Source organism: Thermoanaerobaculia bacterium (assembly GCA_035717485.1).
Taxonomy (GTDB): domain Bacteria; phylum Acidobacteriota; class Thermoanaerobaculia; order UBA5066; family DATFVB01; genus DATFVB01.
The window spans coordinates 1-15,249 of the sequence record DASTIQ010000318.1 but is presented as its reverse complement, the minus strand read 5'-3'; the positions used below and the strand labels follow the sequence as shown (position 1 = coordinate 15,249).

General features: G+C 69.8%; 14 protein-coding genes. 7 read left to right on the top strand and 7 right to left on the bottom strand.

The features are described from left to right. Positions 1 to 255: 255 nt before the first annotated feature. The 3 genes from VFS34_16760 to VFS34_16750 all read right to left on the bottom strand — a co-directional run bounded on the left by VFS34_16760 (position 256) and on the right by VFS34_16750 (position 4,069). Positions 256 to 675 (bottom strand): nuclear transport factor 2 family protein, encoded by a 420-nt coding sequence (locus VFS34_16760; GenBank protein HET9796102.1) that lies wholly within the window; start codon positions 673 to 675, stop codon positions 256 to 258. Between the two features lie 16 nt (positions 676 to 691). After that, on the bottom strand, positions 692 to 1,984 hold the full coding sequence (locus VFS34_16755; protein ID HET9796101.1) for an amidohydrolase family protein: 1,293 nt from the start codon (positions 1,982 to 1,984) through the stop codon (positions 692 to 694). Between the two features lie 78 nt (positions 1,985 to 2,062). After that, the gene (locus VFS34_16750; GenBank protein HET9796100.1) at positions 2,063 to 4,069 is read right to left on the bottom strand and encodes an oligopeptide transporter, OPT family; all 2,007 of its coding nucleotides are present in this window, start codon (positions 4,067 to 4,069) and stop codon (positions 2,063 to 2,065) included. Between the two features lie 121 nt (positions 4,070 to 4,190). On the opposite strand from VFS34_16750, the gene VFS34_16745 reads away from it, so the two are divergent. The 5 genes from VFS34_16745 (at position 4,191) to VFS34_16725 (ending at position 9,187) form a co-directional block, all read left to right on the top strand. Continuing rightward, positions 4,191 to 4,409 (top strand): UXX-star (seleno)protein family 1, encoded by a 219-nt coding sequence (locus VFS34_16745; protein HET9796099.1) that lies wholly within the window; start codon positions 4,191 to 4,193, stop codon positions 4,407 to 4,409. A gap of 185 nt (positions 4,410 to 4,594) precedes the next feature. Next, positions 4,595 to 5,278: a hypothetical protein gene (locus tag VFS34_16740; GenBank protein ID HET9796098.1), complete on the top strand. Its 684-nt coding sequence runs from the start codon at positions 4,595 to 4,597 to the stop codon at positions 5,276 to 5,278. A gap of 82 nt (positions 5,279 to 5,360) precedes the next feature. Next, positions 5,361 to 7,502, top strand: a complete 2,142-nt coding sequence (locus tag VFS34_16735) for a protein kinase (protein HET9796097.1) — start codon at positions 5,361 to 5,363, stop codon at positions 7,500 to 7,502. A gap of 117 nt (positions 7,503 to 7,619) precedes the next feature. Further along, positions 7,620 to 8,771 (top strand): putative porin, encoded by a 1,152-nt coding sequence (locus tag VFS34_16730; protein HET9796096.1) that lies wholly within the window; start codon positions 7,620 to 7,622, stop codon positions 8,769 to 8,771. A gap of 14 nt (positions 8,772 to 8,785) precedes the next feature. Then, entirely contained in the window at positions 8,786 to 9,187 is a 402-nt protein-coding gene (locus VFS34_16725) for a hypothetical protein (protein ID HET9796095.1), read from the top strand. A 197-nt stretch (positions 9,188 to 9,384) separates the two neighbouring features. Here the strand turns inward: VFS34_16725 and VFS34_16720 are convergent, their stop codons facing one another. From VFS34_16720 to VFS34_16705, 4 genes are read right to left on the bottom strand one after another with little or no spacing between them, the layout of a single operon-like run. After that, complete coding sequence (locus VFS34_16720) at positions 9,385 to 10,128, bottom strand: outer membrane lipoprotein-sorting protein (GenBank protein ID HET9796094.1); 744 nt, start codon at positions 10,126 to 10,128, stop codon at positions 9,385 to 9,387. After that, entirely contained in the window at positions 10,125 to 11,351 is a 1,227-nt protein-coding gene (locus VFS34_16715; GenBank protein ID HET9796093.1) for an FtsX-like permease family protein, read from the bottom strand. Before VFS34_16715 ends, VFS34_16720 begins: the two co-directional genes overlap by 4 nt. Next, positions 11,348 to 12,034 carry an ABC transporter ATP-binding protein gene (locus VFS34_16710; GenBank protein ID HET9796092.1) on the bottom strand — a complete coding sequence of 229 codons (687 nt, stop codon included), beginning with the start codon at positions 12,032 to 12,034 and terminating at the stop codon, positions 11,348 to 11,350. The genes VFS34_16715 and VFS34_16710 overlap by 4 nt, the downstream gene beginning before the upstream one ends. A gap of 9 nt (positions 12,035 to 12,043) precedes the next feature. Then, positions 12,044 to 13,738, bottom strand: coding sequence for a C45 family peptidase (locus tag VFS34_16705; GenBank protein ID HET9796091.1), 1,695 nt, complete (start codon positions 13,736 to 13,738; stop codon positions 12,044 to 12,046). A 17-nt stretch (positions 13,739 to 13,755) separates the two neighbouring features. Between VFS34_16705 and VFS34_16700 the strand changes: the two genes are divergently transcribed. Both VFS34_16700 and VFS34_16695 read left to right on the top strand, forming a co-directional pair. Next, positions 13,756 to 14,904 (top strand): DUF4147 domain-containing protein, encoded by a 1,149-nt coding sequence (locus tag VFS34_16700; protein ID HET9796090.1) that lies wholly within the window; start codon positions 13,756 to 13,758, stop codon positions 14,902 to 14,904. A gap of 37 nt (positions 14,905 to 14,941) precedes the next feature. After that, the coding region (locus VFS34_16695) for a YceI family protein (protein ID HET9796089.1) at positions 14,942 to 15,249 on the top strand (308 nt) is incomplete at its 3' end.

The following is a 15,249-nucleotide window of genomic DNA, read 5'->3' as shown; positions in this document are numbered from 1 at the left end:
CGGACGAGCTCTCCGAGCGGCTGCGCCGAATTTCTGCGGGCGTCTCGCTGGAAACGGAGTTCCTCGGCGCGACCGAGTAGACGTCCGTCTCCCCGTGAATCGGGCGAATCCCCCAGCAGAATTGAGAGGCGCGGTCAGACGTGCCGGAAGACGGGTTCGGCGGGCCGGCCGGCGGCTAAGGCGTACTGAAGAAAGTACATCGTGCCGACGGTCGGATCGACGGACCCGTATAACGGCGCGGATCACCTCGCGTGCTCAATTGATGGTTTCTTCTTCCTGTTCGCCGGCCTCCGGCATCGCCGACGCATGATGATGGACCATCCGCCAGCCGCCGTCCTCCCGGCGAAAGACGTTGGTCGCCTGCATCCGCGCCGGTTCGCCGGCAGCTCCCGAGGCCTCGAGGATCTCGACGCAGAGCACGACCGCCACGTCCGTCGACACGAAGGCGCGCTCCTCCTCGGGGTGGACCTTCCAGGCGCGCGAATTCGCGAAGATCGCCCGCCACGAGCGCGAGATCTCCTCCCAGCCGTCGAGCCGGTGCCACCCGGGATGGACGCAGGCGACGTCTCCGGCATGCGACCAGAGGGCCTCCATCCGGGCGGCGTCGCGGGCTTCGAGGGCGGCATAGAAGGAGCGGTTGGCCTCGAGGACGGCCGACGCGCCTTCCGGGCTCACCTCGCCGGAGCCACGTTCACGGGCGGACATTCCGAACGACTCTTCCCTGTTTCATGACGAAGAAGACCTTTTCGGTCGCATGGATGTTCGAAAGGGGATCGCCCGGCACCGCGACGACATCGGCACGCTTGCCGGCCTCGAGCGTCCCGGAGTCTTCGGACACCCCGAGGAGCGCGGCGCCGCCGGTCATGGCCGCCCGGAGGGCCGCCGCCGGCGCGAGTCCCGCCTCGGTCATCAGCGAGAACTCCCGCGCGTTGCCGCCGTGCGGCTCGACGCCGGCATCGGTTCCGAACGCGACCGACACTCCCTGACGCACGGCTTCGCGGAACATCGCCGTCATCGCGGCCGACGCCGCCCGCGCCTTCGCCGCGATCGGGGCCGGGAACCTGTCGGCGTGCGAGCCGACCCAGTATCCGGCGTACAGCGTGGGGACGAGGTACGTCCCCTTCTTCTTCATCAGCGCGAGCGTGTCCGGCTTCAGGAAGGAGCCGTGCTCGATCGAGTCCACGCCGGCCGCGATCGCGATCTTCGCCGCGGCGTCGCCGTGGCAGTGGGCGGCGACCTTCCGCCCCCACGCGTGGGCCTCGGAGACGATCGCGTTCATCTCCTCCTGGGTGAGCTCCGGCGCGTCGACCGGATCGCCGAGCGAGAGCACCCCTCCGGAGGGCATGCACTTGATGACGTCGGCGCCGTACTTGATCTGGTATCGGACGGCGGCGCGGCATTCCTCGGGGCCGTTGCAGACGCCTTCCCGCGGTCCCGACGCCCTCACCCGATCGGGGGGGTAGGGTGTTCCGTCGGTGTGGCCGCCCGTCGCCCCGATCGCGTAGTTCGACACGAGCATGCGCGGGCCTTCGGTGATCCCGGCGTTGATCGCGTTCCGGAGGCCGACCGCCACGTATTCCCACGAGCCGACGTCGCGGACCGTCGTGAATCCCGCGTCGAGCGTGCGGCGGGCGTAGAGCTCCGCGTAATGGGCCTGCTCGGCGGGAAACCGCATGATCCGCGAATAGAAATCCGCGAGCCAGTTGTCGGAGGCTTCCATCGAGAGATGGACGTGCGCGTCGATGAAGCCGGGGAGGAGCGTCGCGTCGCCGAGATCGATCACCTCGGCGCCGGCCGGCGGCGCTCCGCCGACGGAAGCGATCTTCCCGTTCTCGACGACGACGAGCCCGGGGGAAACCGCGCGCTCGGAGCGGCCGTCGAACATCCGCGCGGCCTTCAGGACGAGGGTTTTCGCCGGAGGAGCCTGCGCGAAAGCGGCGGCGGCGAACGCGAGAACGAGAACCGCGAGAGCGAGCTTCTTCATCGAGCCTCCGAATCGGGACGAAAGTCTATGACGAAAAAGCCCGCCGGAGCGGGCTTTTCCCGGCGCGCCTCGCGCGCTCTAGCCTTCGAGATCCTTCTGCGCGTTGCGGACGAGGAGCAGGCAGAGGACGCCGAACACCGCGGCGCACAGGATCTGTCCGCCGACTCCGCTCTTGAATGCCGGATAGAAACGGCCGCCGAGGTCGAGGAACTCGAGGAGCGGCGGGTGCTCCATGTGGAGCACGCGATCGCCGAAGAAGGCCACGAACGCGATCGCGACGCCGCCGAGCGATCCTCCCGCGACGAGCCCGGTCGCGTAGAGCATTCCGGAGGAGAGCTCCGACTCGTCCTTCCGGTGGCTCATCCGGTCGGCGAGCGACTTCATCATGCCTCCGACCCAGATCGGGAACGTCGTCGAGACGGGGAGGTAGGCGCCGACCGCCCAGGAGAGCGCGTGCGCGCCGGCGAGCTGCGCCATGATCGCGAGGAACGCGCCGACGAGGACGGGCGCCCACGGGAGATTGTTGGCGAGCAGCCCCTTGATGATCGTCGCCATCAGCGTCGCCTGCGGAGCGGGGAGCTGCGGGCCGCCGATGCCGTGCAGCTCGTTGGGTCCCTTCAGCGTGCTGTCGAGGAGGAACAGCGTCCCGCCGATCGCGAGGGTCGAAACGAGGACGCCGATGATGAAGCCGATCTGCTGCTTTCGCGGGGTGGCGCCGACGAGGAAGCCCGTCTTCAGGTCCTGGGAGGTCGCTCCGGCGTTGGCGGCCGCGACACAGACGAGCGCGCCGACGCAGAGCGCGACCGGCTGGAAGATGTCCCCGGTGCGCCCGAGGAGGACGAAAACCACGCACGTGGCCATCAGCGTCGCGATCGTCATCCCGGAGATCGGGTTCGATGACGTGCCGATGATTCCCACGATGCGGGAGGAGACCGTCACGAAGAAGAACCCGAAGACGACGACGAGGAGTCCCATCACGAGCGAGCCGGGGAAGGGGCCGTGCGGGAACTTCGGGATTACGGTGATGAGCAGCGCGAGGACGATCGAGCCGGCGATCACCCATCCCATCCCGAGGTCGTCCTCGGTGCGCACGGGCTTGGCGACGCCGGTGCCTCCGCGCATCGATTTCACCGACTCCCGGAACGCCGAGATGATCGTCGGGAGGGTCTTGATGAGGGTCATGACGCCCGCGCAGGCCACGGCGCCGGCGCCGATGTACCGGACGTAGGCGCGGTAGATCCATTCGGCGTGGGTGTTGCCGGCCATCCAGGCGTCGGAGAATCCGAGGTTGTGGAGATCGGTGACGAGGCGTCCTTCGGGAACGAAGATCGAGATGAGGGGGATGAGCGCGAGCCAGGAGAGGATGCCGCCGGAGACCAGCTCTCCGGCGATCTTCGGCCCGATGATGTAGCCGAGCCCGAGGTACTCCGGCGTGACGTCGGAGTTCAGCGTCGCGTCGGGGATCTTGCCGTTCTTGTCGGTGTGGAACCAGAGCGCCGTCTCGCGCCAGAGGCCGAGGATCCCGTAGAGGAACTTGTAGAGGAGCGCCGCGCCGACTCCCTTGAAGACCATCCGGGCGAGCTCGCCTCCCCGTTCCCCGGCGATGAGGACGTCGGCGCACGCCGTGCCCTCGGGGTAGATCAGATTCCCGTGTTCCTTGACGATCAGGGCGCGCCGGAGCGGGATCATGAAGAGGACGCCGAGCGTTCCTCCGATCGCCGCCAGGACGAAGATCGTGCCGTACTTGAAGAAGTCCCCGCCGCCCTGCAGGAAGAGGAGCGCCGGCACCGTGAAGACGACGCCGGCCGCGACCGATTCGCCGGCCGACCCGATCGTCTGCACGATGTTGTTCTCGAGGATCGTGGACTTGCCGAGTTTCTTGAAGACGGCGATGGAGAGGACCGCGATCGGCACGGACGCCGAAACCGTCAATCCGGCGCGGAGCGCGAGGTAGACCGTCGCGGCGCCGAAGAGGAGCCCGAAGAAGGCGCCGAGGACGATCGCCTTGCCGGTGAATTCGGGAGGGGCCTGATCGGCGGGAATGTAAGGCTGGAACTCGGGAACCGGACCTTCGGATCTGGCCATGCGCGCGTTCCTCCTCGACGGATTTGCGCCTTTGTAGCATGGGGGAGGCGCGAAACGCGAGAGATTTCGGCTCCCCGAACCGGCGCCCGATGGCGCGAGTTTCGCTGGTACACTTCTCTCCATGGCGGAAGAAAAGGTCCTGATTTTCGGGAAGGACACCTGACCCTACACGTCGGCGGCCCGTGCGGACTACGCCCGGCGGAACATTCCTTTCGAGTACGTCAACGTCAAGTCTTCCCCCGAAAACATGAAGCGGATGCTCTCCTGGACCGAAGGCAGCCGGGAGGTGCCCGTCATCGTGGAGGACGGGAAGGTCAGTTTCGGGTTCGGCGGAACCTGAGGGGTCTAGATCCGCCGGTCGGCGGATAGAACCACTCGCGATCTCGGGACGGCGCCGCGACGCCGCATCGCCTCTCGTCGCGCTTCGGCGCGGTTCCGATTCGCCGATCCGGACGTCCCCTTCGGGTCCGACGGTACGCGCGCGTCGAGCGGGCAGGCCCGTCGCCCGGGATATCATTCCGGACCATGCGATCGGGGCGATGGTCGGTGGCCGCGCTGCTCCTCGCCTGCTCGGCCGGCGCCGCTCTCCCGCCGCCGTCGGGGCGCATCGAAGGGAAGGTCACTCTCCTCGACGGCGGCCGTCCGCGCGCCGACGCGTCGAACGTGGTCGTGTGGGTCGAGGCGACGCACGGCGACGAGCGCTCCGGAGCGCTCCAGACGATGACCTCGGAGCACAAACGGTTCACGCCGCGGGTGGTCGCCGTGGAAGCGGGCCGCGCGGTGTCCTTCCCGAACCAGGACCCGATCTTCCACAACGTCTTCTCGGTTTCGGGAGACAACCGCTTCGATCTCGGCCTCTACCGGAGCGGACGCTCGAAGGAGAAGACGTTCGTGTCGCCGGGTCTCGTGCGCGTCTACTGCAACATCCACCCCCAGATGGTCGGGTACGTCCGGGTCGTCGATTCGTCCTTCTCGACGGTGACGGGCGCCGGCGGCGTCTTTTCGTTCGACGGCGTCCCGGCCGGCGCGCGGGTGGTCCGGGCGTGGTGCGAGGCGGGAGGCGAGACGTCCGAGCCCATCGTCGTCCGCGCGCGGGAGGCGGCGACCGCGGCCCTCGCCTTCGACGTCTCCGCCTACAAGCCGCAGCCGCACAAGAACAAGTACGGCCAGGACTATCCGCCGCCTCCTCCGGACGAGGATCGGTACTGAACCCGAGCGCCGACACCGTGTCCGATCGCGGCCGTCGCTCTTCGTTCGAGCCCGCTTCCGGCCTCCGAGGCCGCGACGCGCCGTGAGCACGCCGATTCCGAATCCGCAGGAGACCCGCCGGTTCGAGCCGCCGTCCGCGCCGATCACGAATCGGATGGCGCCGACGCCGCGCGAGCGCTCCGAGCGCCCGCGCTTCTCCCTCACGGTCAAGATCTTCCTCGCGGTCGCATTCCTGGTCTTCATCGCTCTGGCGGCGGCCGTCGAGATCTCGAGCTACCGCGTCCGCTCGATCGCGGAGCAGACGAGCCGGAAGGCGCTCGCGCGCGCCAAGGACGCCTACGACAACTTCCAGGAAGACCGGTACGAGAAGCTCCACCGGGCCCTGCGGCCGGTCGTCGACAACTCCGGTTTCAAGGCGCTCGTCGACGAAGGAGATCCCGCCACGATCTTCAACAGTCTCAAGGAGGATCAGGCTTCCGCCACGGGCGCCGACTTCCTGATCGTCACCGATCCCCGGGGCGTCTCGATCGTCCGCAGCGACAAGCGGGAATGGCGCCACGATCTCTCCGATTCGGGTCTCGTCCAGAAGGCGCTCGACGGGGCGGAAACGCAGGGGATCTGGTATTCGGAAGGAAAGCTGTACCACGCCGTCGCGGCGCCGGTCGCCGTCGGGGAAGGGACCGGGGCGCGCACGCTCGGCGTCCTGATCGCGGCGTTCGCGATCGACGACCGCGTCGCGGAGAATTTCCACGACGTCGCATCGACCGACGCCGTGTTCTTCTCCAACCTGAACAAACCGGCCGATCCGCCGCGCCCGCAGGTCGTCGCCTCGACGCTCGGCAGCGCCACCCGGACGTTCGCGCGGGCGATCGAGAGCCGGGGGGACGTCACCTCGGCGGTCTTCCAGAAGGGCATGATCGTCGGCCCGATGTCGATCGACACCGGGGAAGATTCGTACCTGTCGCTCTCCTGGCCGCTCCGCCTGTCCTCCGGCCTGGTCGTGGGATCGGTCGTGACGCTGCGGTCCCTCAAGACCGAGCTCGCGGCGTTCCGCGAGATCGAGAAAACGCTCCTCGTCGTCGGGATCGCCGCCCTTCTCCTCGCGTTCGTGATCTCCTACCTCCTGGCCCGGCGGATGACCGGGCCGATCGGCCGGATGGTCGCGGCGACCGAAGCGGTCCGCGACGGCCAGTACGACGTGCCGCTCCCGGTCGAGCAGAAGGACGAGATCGGCATCCTCGCGCGCTCCTTCCGGATGATGATCGAGGAGCTCAAGGAGAAGGCGGAGCTCGAGAAACAGATCGCGCAGCTGACGATGGGGGGGAACATCCCCGTCTCGCCGCCGCAGAAGACGCTCGCGATCGGAGGCGCGACGTCCCCGGCGTCCGGCTCCGGGCCCGCGCCGCGCGTCGGCACCCGCTTCGCGGGGAGATACGACATCGAATCGGAGCTCGGCGTCGGCGGCATGGGGATCGTGTACAAGGCCTACGACCGGACGCTCGACGACGCCGTGGCGATCAAGGTCCTCCGCGGCGAAGCGCTCGCGCAGGATGCGACCCTCGTCGACCGGTTCAAGCAGGAGATTCGTCTCGCGCGCAAGATCACGCACAAGAACGTCCTCCGCACCCACGATTTCGGCGAGGCCGACGGAATGCGCTATCTCTCGATGGAGTACGTCCGGGGCATCACCCTCAAGCACCTGCTCTCGCAGAACCGGCTGCTCCCGACCGCCGCGGGTCTCCGCATCGCGCGCCAGATCTGCAGCGGTCTCGCCGCCGCCCACGCGGCGGGCGTGATCCACCGGGACATCAAGCCGCAGAACATCCTGATCGAACCCAACGGCGGCGTGAAGATCATGGACTTCGGCATCGCGCGTCTTTCCGAGGACAAGGGGTTCACCGCGACGGGAATGGTGGTCGGGACTCCCGATTACATCTCCCCCGAACAGGCCAGGGGCGGTCCGCTCGACCTCCGCACGGACGTCTATTCCGCGGGCGTCGTGTTCTACGAGATCTTCTCGGGCGCGCTTCCGTTCGAGGGAGACTCGGCGCTCGGCGTGGTGCTCAAGCACATCAACGAGGAACCCCCTCCGATCGAATCGAAGAACCCGGACGTGGATCCGAAGATCGCGCGCATCGTCATGAAATCGATCGAGAAGGATCCCGACAAGCGCTACCAGTCGATGGCGGAGCTCTCCCGCGACCTTTCGGAGGTCGTGGCGTAAGGCGCGCGAGGAGATTGGCTTGAAGCCCCCCGAAGAGAGTTGCGCGGAGCCCCGGGAGGAAAGGCGCGTCGGGCCGCGCGCCGGCAGGCCCCGCCGGACCCGGGGGGAAGAGTCCGCATGAGGCGCGGTTTCGCGGCGATCGCCGCGGCCACCCTGGCCTGGACGGCCCGCGCGGCGGCGCAGGTCGCTCCTCCTCCGGCGTCGGCGACGACTCCGGAAGCCGAGGAGCGTTACGAGCCCGTGGCCGCCTCCCGCGGCCGATTCGAGCTCCGCTGGGACGCGCTCGTCCGCTACGACATCATCGAGCTCTCGAGGCAGGCCCCCGTCGAAGACATCCACCGGTGGCGGACGGAGATCCGCCCGGAGCTCGACTGGGTCCCCTCGGACCGGTTCCGGCTGGGCGTCCGCGCGGTCGGCGACCTCGGCTCCGACTCGAACCGAACGAACGCCGCCCGGCTCGACAACTATCGGTCGAGCGGCGTCGGCCTCGATCGCGCCTATCTCGAAGCTCGGCCGGGGGGTTTCCTGATTCTGGCCGGCCAGTACGGGATGCCGTTCCGCTCGAGCGAGATGTTCTGGGACCACGACATCCCGGTGATCGGCGCCTCGGCCCAATGGAGGAAGCCTCTCGGAGAGATGTCCGCCCTGATCGTCGGCGGCGGGTTCTTCTACGGGCCGCAGCGGGAGCACGACCAGGCGCACATCGCCGTCGGGCAGGCGACCGTCGAGCTCGGGAACCCGGAGAACGTCGCGTTCGATCTGTCGGAGAGCTACTGGCGCTTCACGCACCTCGAAGAGACGGGGGAGCACTGGATCCGCCAGAACGTCCCCGCCTACGCCGCGCCCGGCTACACTCCCGGAAGCCCGTACGAGAACGACTTCCGGATCGTCGACTCGCTCGCCCGCGTGCGCGTGGCCGGAGGCGCCCGGTTCCCGATCACCCTCGCGGTCGACTGGTCGCACAACCTGGCGGCGAGCGAACGCCGGTACCAGGACGGCGTCGAAGCCTCGCTCCGGATCGGGCGCGAAGGCGCGCCGGGCGATCTCCAGCTCTTCGACATCTACCAGTACGTCGACCGCGACGCGGTCGTCGGGGCGTACAATACGGACGACTGGTGGTTCCACAGCTGGTACGTGGGGCATCGCATCGGAGTATCGGTGACCGTGCTCCCTCAAGTGATGCTCCGGCCTTCCGTCGTCTTCCAGCGGCGGCAGGATCGGGAGCACTACTTGAACCGATACCTTCTCGATCTCGTCAAAACGTTCTGAAGGACGGAGGCGCCATGGGGGAGAAACGGATCGTCGCCCGCGTCGAAGACTTGATGTTCCGCGCGAAGGTCGACGCGGCCGCGCGGAATCTGTCGGTTCCGGTCGAGTTCGTCGGCGCGCCCGGCGATCTGCCGAAGGCGCTCGCGTCCGGCGCCGTCGCCGCGTTCGTCGAGCTCACGCCGGCCGTTCTCGACGCGATCGAAGCTTCCCGCAAGAAGGGGAGCGCCCGAATCCCGATGGTCGGGTTCCTCTCGCACGTCGACAAGGCGCTCGCCGACCGCGCGCGCGCGGCGGGAATCGACCGCGTGCTCCCGCGCTCGCAGTTCTCGGAAACGCTCCCCGACCTGATCCTCGAGTTCACCTCTCCGGGTGTCGAGCGGGTGGCCCAGGAGGAACCGGAGCTCCCGGAAGAGTAACCGTCGCGGAGGCTGGCTCGGACGGTCCATCGCGGCGGCTCGCGCGTCATGGCGAATCGTGGCGAGCCTCGCGGCTCGCCGACGCCGGTCTCTGCCGACACGAACGTCCTGCCTGCGGTTAGGCGCGATTCGGCGTACGGCCCTCTTCGCTCCGGGCCCCGACGAGGCGCGCCGGAGCAGCCGGGCCCGGGACGGCGTCAGAAGTGGAGCGCCCCTTCCGGCGTGAGCAGTTCGTCGTCGATCTTCGCCGCGCGGTAGTTCGTGTAGTCGATGCGCGTCGTCGATGCGTCGGCGCCGCTGAGCAGGTCCTTGATCGTCATCGACTCGAGCACGGTCTTCCCCGCCTGCTTGCCGTACCGGTCGAACGTGATCTCCTTCGCGGGCTTGCCGGAGACGAGATCGACGACCGCCTTCCTCGCGAGGTGCTCCTGGCGGTCGATCCACAGCGTGCCGCCGCCGTAGGAGGACTTCGCCGACTTCGGCGAAAGCTTCAGCACGTCGCATTCCCGGGCGTCGACCGTCTGCGGGGGGCCCGCGAGCGCCGCGTCGAATTCCTCCGAAAAGCGCAGCTTCGAGACGTCCGCGAGCGAGGCGCCGCCCATCAGGCGCTGGTTCGGCGTGACGGCGATCGCGTGCGAGGAGCCCGGAACGATCAGCCAGACCCTGTCGCCGACGGTCAGGATCTTGCGGCCCTTCTGCTTGCCGGCGGTGAAGACCACGAGGCCGCGGTCCTCCCCTTTCTTGTAGAGCTCGAACTCCGCCGGCGACTCCGACCGGCCGTTCCGGGTCACCGTGATCTTCGCGTGGATCACCGCGTCGACGAATTCGTTCTTCGGACGATCCGCGAGCCGGAGCAGCTCGGCCGGGGTCGCGGCCGCCGAGACGAGCGCGATCGATCCGAAGACGGCGGCGAGGAACGAGCCCGCTCGCGCGACGGTCATATGTGGGCCAACGCCTCCACGATCGGAATTCGCGACGCCCGCCGGGCGGGGAAGTAGGACGCGGCCGCGAGTGTCGCGAGCATCGCGGCGAGGCCGGCGAGGTAGGTCAGCGGGTAGAACGCGACGTGGATGGGGGTGCCGTGCGAGGCCCCGGGGGGCGGCGGAAGCATGATGTGGGACGCGTTGAGCCCCGCGCGCACGAGGAGCGCGAGAACGGCGCCGGCGACGGAGCCGGCGAGCGCGAGCATCACTCCCTCGGCGACGAACATCGCGCGGACGGTCTCGGGAGGCGTGCCGATCGCGCGGAGCGTCCCGATCTCGCGCGTGCGTTCCGCCGCGGCCATCGTCATCGTGTTCGCGCACGCGAGCAGCACCACGATCACCAGAACCGCGCCCATGAAACCGAAAATTCCGGCGTAGAGGACCCGCACCTGGTTGTAGAAGAGCGCGAGCTCACGCCACGTCCTGACCGCGAGCGGCGTTCCGGCGGCGGACAGGGCGGCCCGGAGCCGCGGAGCGGCGTCCTCCGCTTTCTCGCCCGGCTTCAGCATGACGACGAGCTTCGAGACGGTGCCTCCGACGTCGAGGAGCCGGGACGCCGCGGGGATCGTCGTCGCGAGGTAACGGTCGTTCAGCTCCTTGACGGGGAGCTCCGCGAGGCCCGCGACGGTCGCGTCGATCGCGTTGAGCACCCCCTCCGGCGTCGTGCCGAAGACGGTCACCGTGTCGCCGGCCTTCGCCCCCACCGCCCCGGCGAGCCCGGTCCCGAGGACGACGGCGATCTCGCCGGAGCTCGCGAACCATCGTCCCGAGACGAGAAGCGTCCGCGTCTCCATGTTCCGCGCCTCGTCGACCGGATCGAAGCCGACGCCGAGGTAGGGCACCGACCGATTCCCGTTCGACAGCAGCCCGACGAAGTCGATCCGCGGGAGGACCGCGGCGACCGCGGGGTCCTTCCGGACGATGGTTTCGACGGCGCCGACGTCGGAAATCCCGTGCTCGAGCGTCCGCTCCTCCGCGCCGGCGAACGTCTCGGGGCGCGCGACCTGCAGGTGCCCGACGCCGCCGCGGATCGTCCCGTCCTTCAGTCCCGAAAACGTCTGCGAAATGAAGCCGCCGGCGAGCGCGAACGCGGCGAATCCGAACACGACGATCCCGGCGGTCAGGAGACTCCGCCGGCGGTTGCGGCGGACGTTCCGGAGGGCGAGCGCCCAGACGCTCATCGGTCGGCGACGATCCGGCCGTCGCGGATCGTCACGACGCGCCGCGCCCGCTCGACGACGCGCGGGTCGTGCGTCGCGAACAGGAACGCGACGCCCCGTTCCTCGTTCAGCCGGCGCATCAGGTCGAGGATCTCGGCGGCGGTGTGGCTGTCGAGGTTCGCCGTCGGCTCGTCCGCGAAGACGATCTCCGGCTCGTTGGCGAGCGCGCGGGCGATCGCGACGCGCTGGCGCTGGCCTCCGGAGAGGAGATCCGGACGCACGTCCTCCTTTTCGGGGATCCCGACGCCCGCCAGCAACGCGCGGGCGCGTTCCTCCCGTTCCTTCCCCGTTCGCCCCGCGAGCGCCATCGGGTACTCGACGTTCTCGCGGGCCGAGAGCACGGGAATGAGGTTGAAAGTCTGGAAGACGAAGCCGAAGCGTTCGAGGCGGACGCGGGCGCGGGCGCGCTCGTCGAGAGCCGCCGCGTCTTCGCCGTCGAGAGCGAGGGAGCCGCCGTCGGGACGGTCGAGGAGCCCGAGGACGTTCAGGAGCGTCGTCTTTCCCGATCCGGAGGGCCCTTCGAGTGCGGTGAACTCTCCCGGCGAGCAGTCGATGTCGAGGCCGGCCAGCGCTTCGACGCGCTGCGGTCCGACCCGGTAGGTCTTCGTGAGGCTCTCGCCCCGGAGAATCGGCGGCGCGTTCATCGCGCGCGATTATTCACGAGATTCGATCGTGTCCGCGAGCGAGACCGGGAAGGCGAGAGGGCGCGCCGGCACCCTCCGCGCCGAGGCCGCGTCGCGGAAACGGGCGATCTCCGCCGCGAAGTCCGGAGGGCCCGGGCGCAGCCGCGCCGCGGCGTCGAAGTCCTCGAAGGCGCCGGGAAAATCGCCGAGGCGAAGGCGGGCTTCTCCGCGGCAGGCGAGCGCCTCGACGAATCGCGGCGCGCGGCGGATGGCCGCGTCCGCCTCGCGTTCGGCGGCCGCCGGGTCCCCGCCGAGGAGCGCGCGTCGCGCGCGGAGGTTCCCGCGGCGGGCCTCGAGATACGCCCCGTAGCCGGCGTCGAGGAACGGGTCCGCGGGAATCGCGCGGGCGGCCAGCCCCGCGAACCGCGGGTCGTCCGGATCGGCGGTCGAGAGGAGCGAGAGGTCGAAGCAGACGAACCTGCCGAGCGCGTGGGGCGCGGCGGCGACCCAGGCGCGCCTCGCGGTCAGGTCGAAGACGACCGAATGGCAGGCGATCAGCGCGTCGATGGCGTTGCGGTTTCCGGGGCCGAGGGGGGCATCGCCGATTCCGCGGCGATCGCGCAGGATCGCGACGGCCGCCGCCGCGTCGAGCGTCCCTCGCGCGCGAGAGACGAGCTCCTCGATCCGCCGCTGCCGCGCCACCGATGAGGAGGATCGCGGCGGCGGCCCGACCTCCCGCTCGATCTCCGGGACGTCCGCGAGATTCGTCGCGGCGATCGCCGGCCCGCCCCGCCGGACTCCCGTTTTCTTCGGGGTCTTCTCGATGACCGCCATGGCGCCGGAAGCGTCGGCGACCAGGTAGAGATCGGAGACGAGGACACGCGCGGAGCGGATCCGCGCGATCGCCTCTTCGAGCGTCCCGTCGTTCTGGAGCACGTCCGCGACGACGAGCGACGACGGCTCGCCCGATCCGGCCGTCGGCCCCCCCGAGAGCGACTGGAGCGAAACGCCGAGCCCCTTCTCGTTGAATCCCGAGACGACCCCGGTCATTCCGCCGAAGGTCACCGTGAGGTACCGGAAGCCGGTCTCGGGGACGACGGCCGCGACGATCTTTTCCCGGTCGAACCGGCCGCCCGCCTCGAAATCGAAGTTCCGGGCGAGATACACGTGGCCGTCGGCGGTCGCCGGGCCCGCCGCGGCGAAACCCGTACAGGCGCCGGAGAGCGGGACCGTGTCGATGAAGCGCTGCGAGAAGTCGTGGAGCGCGTGGAGCGAGAGCTGGCGGGCGAACGGACTCCAGCCCCGCGGCAGGGGATCGGGAAACTCGGCGTCGGCGACGCCGCGGATCTCCGCGAGGTGCGCCGTGCCGATCCATTTCTCCGACCGCCGCATCGAGAGGCCGAGAAGCCGCCGGAGCGACCACCGGCGGAACCCCGAGGGAACCATTTCCTTCAGCAGCGCGTCGAGATCCTCCTCTCCGGCGGCGATCTGCGGGTACGCCAGCCGTCCTCGCGCGTATCCGCGAAGATACGGCGGCCCGGCAAAGCGAGCCTCGCGGATCCCGTCGCGCTCGCGAAGAAAGGAACCCCCGAAACGCCGGAGGCCGCCCTGGACCTCCAGCGCGCCCCCGATCCGGGGGGCGGCGGATCGCGGGGTGGCGGGCGCGCACGCGGCCGCCGCGAGAACCCAGGGAAGAGCGGCGACGGCGATCCGGCGGGGCGCCATCGCCCGATAATAGCCGGGTGGCGGGCGCGGAGCTCCTCGAGGCTCTCTGGCGGACGGCGCTCGACGCGGTCGATCCGGAGCGCCTCGTGGCGGAGTTCCTCGAGCGGCGTCGTCCCCGCTCCCGGGGACGACGCGGGCTTTTCGCCTGCGGGAAGGCCGCGGTCGCGATGGCGTCCGGCGCCTTCGGCTCCGCGCCCTTCGACGAAGTTCTCGTCGTGGCGCCTCGCGAAGCCGCGGTTCCGGCGGCGCTGCGGGCCGCGGTCCTCTTCGCCGCGCACCCGGAGCCCGACCGGTCGAGCCTCGCGGCCGCGCGGGCCGCCCTCGCCTTCTTCCGCGGATTCGGCGCCGGCGAGGAGATCGTCGCGCTCGTCTCCGGGGGGACCTCGTCCCTCCTCGCCCTTCCGCGCGATGGCGTGACGCTCGCCGACGAGCGCTCGCGAGTTCGCCGGGCGATGAGGGCGGGCTGGCCGATCGAGCGCCTGAACCGGCTGCGCGTCTCTCTCTCTCGCATCAAGGGAGGGCGGCTCGCCGAAGCGACGGCGGCGCGGGTGACGACGCTCGTGCTCTCCGACGTTCCGGGGGCGGATTTCCGCGTGGTCGGGTCGGGGCCCACGGTGAGCCCGAAGAAACCGCTCGATCGCGCGTTCCGGGTCGGCGACAACCGAACGGGCCTCTCGGCGGCCGCGGCGGCGGCGAGGAGGGCGGGAATCGCGGTTTCCGTTCAACGGGCGCCGCTTTCCGGGGAAGCGGCGGAGGCGGGTCGGGCGTTCGCCCGGCGGCTCCGCGGGGGCGCGCGCCGCCGCGGCGGGGAGTTCCTCCTCCTCGCCGGCGGCGAAACGACCGTCTCGATCGAGGGACGCGCCGGGACGGGAGGGCGAAACCAGGAAGCCGCGCTGGCGGCGGCGATCGAGATCGCGGGGGAGTCCGGCCTCGCGATCCTGGCGGCCGGTTCGGACGGCCGCGACGGGAATTCGGAGAACGCCGGCGCCCTCGTCGACGGCGGGACGGTCGCGGCGGGGAATGCCCGCGGGATGGACGCGCGGAAACGGCTCGCGGCGCACGATTCGGCGTCGTATTTCGGGAGCTCGGGAGGGGCTTTCCGGACCGGTCCGACCGGAACGAACGTGGCCGACTGGTGGTTCGGTTATGCCCGTTCCGGACGTTGATCGGGCCGTTGTCCAGGCCTCGCGCTAAAATACGTCCATGAAGACCTTTCTTTCGGCTCTCGTCGTCGGGGCGATGTGTCTCCCCGCCTTCGCGCAGAAGCCGAACCCCGAGAACGCCACGGTCGCACCGCCGCGGGCGGTCAAGTACCGGTTCGTTCCGGAGGAGTCGTCGATCACCTTCGAGCTCCCCACGTCTTTTCAGGTGGTTCACGGAAAGGTGGACGCGTGGCACGGCGGGGTCGAGATCGATCCCGGCCAGCCCGGCGTGCTGAAGGCGCGGATCGCCATCCGCGCCGATTCGATCGAGACGGGGAAGGCGAAGCGCGATCTCGAGGTGCGGGACCG

Bases quoted from the DNA above. Each gene is read 5' to 3' on its own strand.
- VFS34_16755 (HET9796101.1), bottom strand. From the start codon at position 1,984: ATGAAGAAGCTCGCTCTCGCGGTTCTCGTTCTCGCGTTCGCCGCCGCC.
- VFS34_16750 (HET9796100.1), bottom strand. From the start codon at position 4,069: ATGGCCAGATCCGAAGGTCCGGTTCCCGAGTTCCAGCCTTACATTCCC.
- VFS34_16740 (HET9796098.1), top strand. From the start codon at position 4,595: ATGCGATCGGGGCGATGGTCGGTGGCCGCGCTGCTCCTCGCCTGCTCG.
- VFS34_16730 (HET9796096.1), top strand. From the start codon at position 7,620: ATGAGGCGCGGTTTCGCGGCGATCGCCGCGGCCACCCTGGCCTGGACG.
- VFS34_16725 (HET9796095.1), top strand. From the start codon at position 8,786: ATGGGGGAGAAACGGATCGTCGCCCGCGTCGAAGACTTGATGTTCCGC.
- VFS34_16720 (HET9796094.1), bottom strand. From the start codon at position 10,128: ATGACCGTCGCGCGAGCGGGCTCGTTCCTCGCCGCCGTCTTCGGATCG.
- VFS34_16715 (HET9796093.1), bottom strand. From the start codon at position 11,351: ATGAGCGTCTGGGCGCTCGCCCTCCGGAACGTCCGCCGCAACCGCCGG.
- VFS34_16710 (HET9796092.1), bottom strand. From the start codon at position 12,034: ATGAACGCGCCGCCGATTCTCCGGGGCGAGAGCCTCACGAAGACCTAC.
- VFS34_16705 (HET9796091.1), bottom strand. From the start codon at position 13,738: ATGGCGCCCCGCCGGATCGCCGTCGCCGCTCTTCCCTGGGTTCTCGCG.